The organism is Psychrobacter sp. SWN149, from assembly GCF_015864565.1.
In the GTDB taxonomy this organism is placed as follows: Bacteria; Pseudomonadota; Gammaproteobacteria; order Pseudomonadales; family Moraxellaceae; genus Psychrobacter.
The window spans coordinates 1-6,432 of sequence record NZ_JADYWX010000013.1; the positions used below are offsets into that span (position 1 = coordinate 1).

The following is a 6,432-nucleotide window of genomic DNA, read 5'->3' on the forward strand; positions in this document are numbered from 1 at the left end:
CCCCCCTATTACGTCAAGTATTAGGGGGGTTTATTTTTTATGTCAGTAATTCATTAAAGTTGAATAGAATAATTAAAACATTTATCCCAATAAAAAACTAAAGTCAAAAATCATGTAAAGATGTTGATAATAAAAGTCTTATGCTAGATTATTGCTGTTAAATAGCTTCTATTTTAGTAGATATGGAGAAATGTTTTGGATAGAGGAATAATAGCTGCGTCAAATGCAATTTATAAGGTTCCTCAAGGATTTATTATAGGGAAAGCGCCTTCTCTAGACCAGTTACGTTACTACTCCCTTTACTGGGATAAAGTAGTAATACCGAGATTTGATTTTATACCTGATGCATTACAGGTGCCTCAAGAAGATGGTTTTATCTCTGCAGGAATATTAGAACGTCCTGAAATTGAAACTTTACCTTTTGGCGAACCACGAAGAGAAGCATGGGTAAACATCATGCTTAGATCACAAAGCCAAATTACGAAAGATTTTATGCAAGAAAAAGGTACTGATTGGGTGATGCAACAAGAAGGGTTTACGTTAATCCTTCCTGAAGAATACAGTATAGAGTGCAACACTCTACGTGTAGATTTAGCAAACTGCTTGCCTGTTCCTATAGGAGACGTAAATGCTTATGACATTTTGGAATTTAAAGAATATAGACGGGATGAGTTTTTAGCACTTCATGAGCATTTAGATGCACTATATGAACAAGCATTATTATCACCTGATAAGAGCTTATCATCAAAAAAAGCTATTAGTGATTTTACTAAATCTATCGCTGACCTAGACAAAATCACACATGAACGCTTCAAGAGGTCTAGGAAGTTTGATTTATCAACTGAATTACGGATTTCTGGTGGACAGTTATTTGCAGGAGCTGCCGCAGGTTCACTTATAGGTTCAGCAATTGGTTTTGTTGAGTTGCCTATTGCAACAATAACTGGGGCTGTCCTTTCTACTATAAGACTTTCTGCTAAAGTAACGACTACTTTTGAACCTGCTAAAAACAATTTAAAATTAGCATACTTAACTAACGCCCGAAAAGAAAACTTATACTGAATACGGTAATCTAAAACCAATGAAAAGCCCCCAGCAGGGGGCTTTTCATTCGTTAATTCAGCCGGCTAAAATGGCCCTTAAATCATTTACCATAATCCACCTTTATCGGAACAATGGCATATTAATGGTTCGCCTATCAGCTGTTTTCAAAGTCTTTTATAGCGTCTAAACAAGGTTTTTTGCTGTCTTGATAATATTGTAAAAAGTCCTTAGATATTTGCGCATCTTCCTTAGATTTTTCAGTCATTACCTGAAGCCAATATGTAAAAGCTTGTCTTCTAGTAGCGTCACAGAGGCGACCTACTTTCTCATTTTCATCTCCAAATGGAGCTGTATCTTCCTCTAATAGCGCTTTCATACGACGACTTTTTTTGGCTGCCTCTGTTCTGTCTTCAACATTAAAACCTTTCACTGCTTCTACCTCTTGATCAACTTTATCCAAGATAGCCCTAGCTTTTATAGGGTCGATATCCTGTCTTTTCTCAACTGTAGAAGGCTTAACCATTTCTATTTGCTCATCGTCCGCTGTAGTAGGTAGTATTTCATTCTGCTTCTCAATAGGTTTATCCACCTCGGTTTTTTCAATAGTCTCTTTTTCCTTAACAACTTCTTGCTTAGTTTCCACTGCCGTTGACTCGCTAGTTGAGGCTTGATTTTCATTATCAGTTGGAACAAAAAACATTGAGATAACTGCTAAGACAGCTCCTGCTATTGTTATTTTCCCCTTACTCAGAGTAGGCTTTCTATCTAAAATTAAGCGTTTAATAGGGGGTAAAAATAAAACCCCTGCTACTAGCATTAATAAGCCAGCTATTAGGCTTCCTCCAAGAAACGCTCCTAATGCTCCGAATATAAAAACTACTCCAAAAAACCAAGCAATAACGGATAGCACTGTTGATCGTAATTTATTCATTATTAAAATCTCTCAGGTAAAGCAATTTGATAGAAATTTTTTCTTATGTCTGATCATTAATATGTCAGGCTTAACGCCCCATTTATTTGACCTTTATAGAGCTATTAGCTATTTAATATTTTCTCTTTTTGCGTTAAAAACTCAGCTTCTGTAAGAATACCTCGATCTTTGAGTGATGCTAGCTTTTCTAATTTTTCTATCATCAAATCCGCACTATCTGTGGCTGTGCTAGCTTGGTTTGAACTTTGTGATTGTCCTGTATTATTGGATTGCTGCGGAGAACCACCTGATATCTTTGAGCGTGCATACTCAGCAAAAATTCTTGTTCTTTTTTTATCAATTTGTTCAATATCAGCACGATTACCTGACGCAAATATAGTTATTTTCCCAAAAAGCATACCTGTTTCATACTGGATAGATGAAACATTAGTGAGAGGGAAATCTTCTACTTTTAGACTAAAGACGCCCTTATTAATAAATATCAATCTCTTGTTAGTACAAACCAAAATACCCACTCCACCATCGTAAAATCCTTTTACAATCGCTTCAGGCATTTCATTTTCCCATAAAATGCTTGGTAACTCGTTGACTTCCTTTCTTGCCGCAAAGGCTGACATACCATCCATTTGAGACAAAATAGGCTTAATTTCTTCCATACTTGGCATAATAAATATCCTTTCTAGTGCTCATTTATAAGTGGTTTAGCTTATTGAGCGCACACTATAGTTGATTATTGCTTTAATTTCTTTGAAGCCTATAACTATTCAGCTCCCTCTCGCAGTTCATGGTAGCTCTACTTTTTTAGCGGTCACGCTCTATATCTTTGCTCTGTTGCCGTTCTAATTCTACTTGCTGTATTTGCCTTGTTATCTCTGCCTTATCTGCTGGCACTAGATCTGCTTTACCGTCTTCGTTATAAATCGCTGTTACCTTGTCGCCCACGTTTGGCAACGTCTCAAAGCTGTCTAAGTCATGGTAAACCTTTCTGCCTGTTGGGGTTTTTTGCATAACGCCCAAGCGATTTACTGCGATTATCTCTCCTGTGTACTGTCGCCCTGCTTGTGCTTGTGTCGCCCCATACCTAAACGATGCATGGTAGTTCAGTGTCTCACTGGCTTGTTCATTCTTAGTATGGGCTTGGGGGGCTTTATACTCGATGTGGTTTTTGGCTTGCATAGTAAAATCACGATTTTTTATTGCGTTAAAATCTCTTTCCACCCCTTTGTACTCAGTGGCTAGCTCTTGCATCTGCTTCTCACGTTTGCCCTTACCAAACCATGAATTATTATCCTGCAATGCTTTATATCCGCCCTCAAGCCTTGTCATCTCAGCCTTGTATGGCTCTATAGTCTCTGCTCTAATTCTCTCCGCAGTCTGTACCACCATTTCATCGAAACTTTGCCCCACATATAACGCTTCCTTGACGGTCTGCCCTTCAATTATGGGAGCATTGGCAGCCTTAATTGGCTGTATTTGCGGTTTTGGGGCTTTTGGTATGGCATTGGTAGCTTGTGGGGCTTTCTGTGGCTCTTCGGGCTTCTGTGTGCGTTTCTGAACCTTCTCTTGCTTGGCTTTTTGTTCTTCCGCTTTTAACCTTATTTGACGGTTAATCTCAACTAAGGCTGTGGCTTCCAACACCCTAATAATGTCTAATTGGGCTTGATGGTCTTGCTCTTTGGCTTCTAGCAATGATTTGTAGGTGTCTTTAATTTCAGGCTTTTTAAGCTGGGTCATAGTGAAGTTGATTGGTTCTCGCTCAATACCTTGCTCTTTTAGCGACTTCATACTGATACGCTGATAACGTCCAGCCCTTTTTAGGTGGTCGTTACAAGTCTGCTCCCATCTATCACGCTGGGCTAGCAGATCCGCTTTTCGGTCTGCGGGTTTCATGCCTGTATTGGCTTTTTTTGCGCCACCACGTTCAGGATTCTTGCCGTTGTAGCGTTTAAAATACTGGTCAGGGTCACGCTCGATGCCGTCTCTTGTGCGCTCGCTAAACATGATATGAGCATGAGGCTGTTCTTTACCGTCCATTGCTGGGGGATTATGGATGGCGTACTGATAAGCGTGTTTATCGCCTATCTCCTGCGCTATCCAATCTTTGATAAGTTCGTGGCGCTGGTCGCTATCTAGCTCCCTCGGTAAAGCAATCACGTGTTCACGGTAGGTACTGCCGTTTTTGCGCTCGTGTTCATCTGCACTTTGCCAAAAATAATTGGGGTTATGATCTGCCCATGCTGGCATATTTCCATGCCCTGTATGCTCTAGTTTCTCTAAGCTATTATTGTCTTTTGCATACTTTCCTTCCCTAGCAATATACTGGGCGTGAGGGCTTGCCTTACCTTTTTTTCCTATGCCAACACTGAGCCTTGCGATTGCCATTTTTTTCTCTTTTGGTTTTTGGGGGTGTGGGGGTTTCCCCTGCTGGGGATTACAAAGGGGCTAGCCTCTTGTCACGCCGTTTCTCATTATAACCGATAGGGCGATAATGAGAAACGTCTAAGCGTGCCTTATCTCCTCGATAAGGTTAAAAAACCATCGCTAATTAAGAAAAGTCCACTCTACTATGCTAAGATAAAGTTATATCAAAACAACCAATATTAGACATTATATGGCTACCATCGACACAGCTTACCTTGATGATTTGATCAAAAGATTTCAGGGTTTTAAGTCACCAAATGACACCCAGCAACTAATCGTTATATTGGGCGAAAAAGACAATAGAAGTGATGCTGATAATCGGAAGTTGGCGGTGTTGATGAAGGCTGAACGTAAAGCCGACCAACTGGCAAAAGCTCGGGCTGATGCTAGACGCTTGGTTGACGCTGAAAAGGTAAAAGCTCGTAAAGCTGAAACAAGGCGCAAACTCATTTGGTTTAGTGCCATTGAGAAGATGACAGATACCAATGAGCAAGCTAACTACAGCTTACGTATGCTAATGAAAGAAGCATTTGATAATGGCTTTGTCTCAGATAGAGATAAGGATGCTGTTAGAGACGACATATGAATACGAAGCGGTTTACTAATCGGGCATTCAAATTCTGTAATGCTTGTCGATCAAAACAGCAGCTGGTCATTCAAGAACATGAAAATTTAAAACTGGGTGTTTACCGCTGCCCCAAGTGCAACGCTGATACGATTGATAGCTTTGTGCTTGTGGAGTATTACGAGGGCGGTTGTCGAATTAAGGCTAAGAAGATGAAAGCCTATGACCTGTTCAACTTGCGCTAATGATTACTTCTTGCTCTTATCGGGTGCGAATAGATCAGCCTGTCCATGCTTCTTAGCATAGTCTCTCATAAAGGCTCTGACAGCTTGTGATGCAGTCGTATCTTGATTGCTGCAAGCATGTTTAAACGCTTCTAGTAGGTTCTCTTCTACCTTAGCGGTAAACAGTTTGTCTTTTTTGTTGGACATAATACTATCTCTATATACTTGGTATATACGCAATATACACTAGGTATATAATATAATTTGTTGTTTTAAATATTAAATGTTGTTTTTGGCTAGATAAACAACCTTTTTAATATTGGTTTCTTTAAAATAAAATAAGTTGTTTAAGGCTACAGCCCTTGATTACCAAAGGTTTCAGACTATAAACAACCTTAATAATATTAGTTGTTTATCAGTAATATTAAATGTTTTAGTTGGCTGCTTTTTAAGCTGTAGCCCTTTATTTTTAAAGGTTCAGGCTTACTTATCTTTTCACATGAGTTTTTTTAATCAATGATCCCTACACTCAATCTGCTGATTGAGTGCTTTTTTTGCTTTTTATTATTATCTTAACTTAAATTTTTCTTCAGTCTCTTATGTTATATAGCCTAGGGGGCTATATAACACTTAGATTAGCCTAAGTAATTATTATGCTCTTGGTTCGGCTGGGTTCTGAAATCAGGGAACACTCACCCTAAAGGACTCACAGTTGAAAAACTGCAAATCCTTTAGTGTTGTTACCTTGACGGTGTTCACTCATGCCCTCGGCACGACTTGGGACACTCATCAGGAGGTCATCACTGTATCAAGCTGACCCTGTTAAGATTACGGCTGATAGCACCGCCTAGACACGCTCTTAACCGCTATATGCTTTCTAATGCTAGCAAGGGCATATACACCCAATGTACCGCTTCGAAAGACAATATAACCACTCATTGCGTTGCTCAATATGTCCAGAACCCCCTGTCGAGAGCTTACTGTCACCCATGCAATGCAGTCGTCACTGATGCCTGCCACCCATTGCTAGGAAACAGTTACAAGGTGTTGGCGAGAGAACGAACAAACAAGGACTCATATTACTACTTGGTACTAATTGGGTAATTTGATTGCAAAATAGCCTAGGTTTGGCTTAGAATATGCCCTAATGGGCTTAATTGCTGGTCAAATAACGCAGTGTGAATGCTTATTTGGTCGTTACAGTCGTCGCCAAACGTCTGTAACCATTAACGAACATTAAACGATAA

General features: G+C 39.6%; 7 protein-coding genes. 3 read left to right on the plus strand and 4 right to left on the minus strand.

The genetic code is table 11. The features are described from left to right. The first annotated feature begins 195 nt into the window (after nucleotides 1–195). The gene (locus tag I6E86_RS13540; RefSeq protein WP_197177908.1) at nucleotides 196–1,062 is read left to right on the plus strand and encodes a DUF6236 family protein; all 867 of its coding nucleotides are present in this window, start codon (nucleotides 196–198) and stop codon (nucleotides 1,060–1,062) included. A gap of 136 nt (nucleotides 1,063–1,198) precedes the next feature. Here the strand turns inward: I6E86_RS13540 and I6E86_RS13545 are convergent, their stop codons facing one another. The 3 genes from I6E86_RS13545 to I6E86_RS13555 all read right to left on the minus strand — a co-directional run bounded on the left by I6E86_RS13545 (nucleotide 1,199) and on the right by I6E86_RS13555 (nucleotide 4,357). Continuing rightward, nucleotides 1,199–1,975: a DUF308 domain-containing protein gene (locus tag I6E86_RS13545; RefSeq protein ID WP_197177909.1), complete on the minus strand. Its 777-nt coding sequence runs from the start codon at nucleotides 1,973–1,975 to the stop codon at nucleotides 1,199–1,201. Between the two features lie 104 nt (nucleotides 1,976–2,079). Next, a complete protein-coding gene (locus tag I6E86_RS13550; RefSeq protein WP_197177910.1) occupies nucleotides 2,080–2,640 on the minus strand; it encodes a PH domain-containing protein in 561 nt (186 codons plus the stop codon). A 136-nt stretch (nucleotides 2,641–2,776) separates the two neighbouring features. Next, nucleotides 2,777–4,357 carry a MobA/MobL family protein gene (locus I6E86_RS13555; protein ID WP_197177911.1) on the minus strand — a complete coding sequence of 527 codons (1,581 nt, stop codon included), beginning with the start codon at nucleotides 4,355–4,357 and terminating at the stop codon, nucleotides 2,777–2,779. 229 nt (nucleotides 4,358–4,586) lie between these two features. Between I6E86_RS13555 and I6E86_RS13560 the strand changes: the two genes are divergently transcribed. Beyond that, complete coding sequence (locus I6E86_RS13560) at nucleotides 4,587–4,982, plus strand: hypothetical protein (protein WP_197177912.1); 396 nt, start codon at nucleotides 4,587–4,589, stop codon at nucleotides 4,980–4,982. After that, complete coding sequence (locus I6E86_RS13565; RefSeq protein WP_181718285.1) at nucleotides 4,979–5,206, plus strand: hypothetical protein; 228 nt, start codon at nucleotides 4,979–4,981, stop codon at nucleotides 5,204–5,206. Before I6E86_RS13560 ends, I6E86_RS13565 begins: the two co-directional genes overlap by 4 nt. A 3-nt stretch (nucleotides 5,207–5,209) precedes the next feature. Here I6E86_RS13565 and I6E86_RS13570 read toward each other — a convergent pair whose 3' ends face one another. Further along, nucleotides 5,210–5,392 carry a hypothetical protein gene (locus I6E86_RS13570; RefSeq protein ID WP_197177913.1) on the minus strand — a complete coding sequence of 61 codons (183 nt, stop codon included), beginning with the start codon at nucleotides 5,390–5,392 and terminating at the stop codon, nucleotides 5,210–5,212. Between the last annotated feature and the right edge of the window lie 1,040 nt (nucleotides 5,393–6,432).

Bases quoted from the DNA above. Each gene is read 5' to 3' on its own strand.
- I6E86_RS13545 (WP_197177909.1), bottom strand. From the start codon at position 1,975: ATGAATAAATTACGATCAACAGTGCTATCCGTTATTGCTTGGTTTTTT.
- I6E86_RS13550 (WP_197177910.1), bottom strand. From the start codon at position 2,640: ATGCCAAGTATGGAAGAAATTAAGCCTATTTTGTCTCAAATGGATGGT.
- I6E86_RS13555 (WP_197177911.1), bottom strand. From the start codon at position 4,357: ATGGCAATCGCAAGGCTCAGTGTTGGCATAGGAAAAAAAGGTAAGGCA.
- I6E86_RS13560 (WP_197177912.1), top strand. From the start codon at position 4,587: ATGGCTACCATCGACACAGCTTACCTTGATGATTTGATCAAAAGATTT.
- I6E86_RS13565 (WP_181718285.1), top strand. From the start codon at position 4,979: ATGAATACGAAGCGGTTTACTAATCGGGCATTCAAATTCTGTAATGCT.
- I6E86_RS13570 (WP_197177913.1), bottom strand. From the start codon at position 5,392: ATGTCCAACAAAAAAGACAAACTGTTTACCGCTAAGGTAGAAGAGAAC.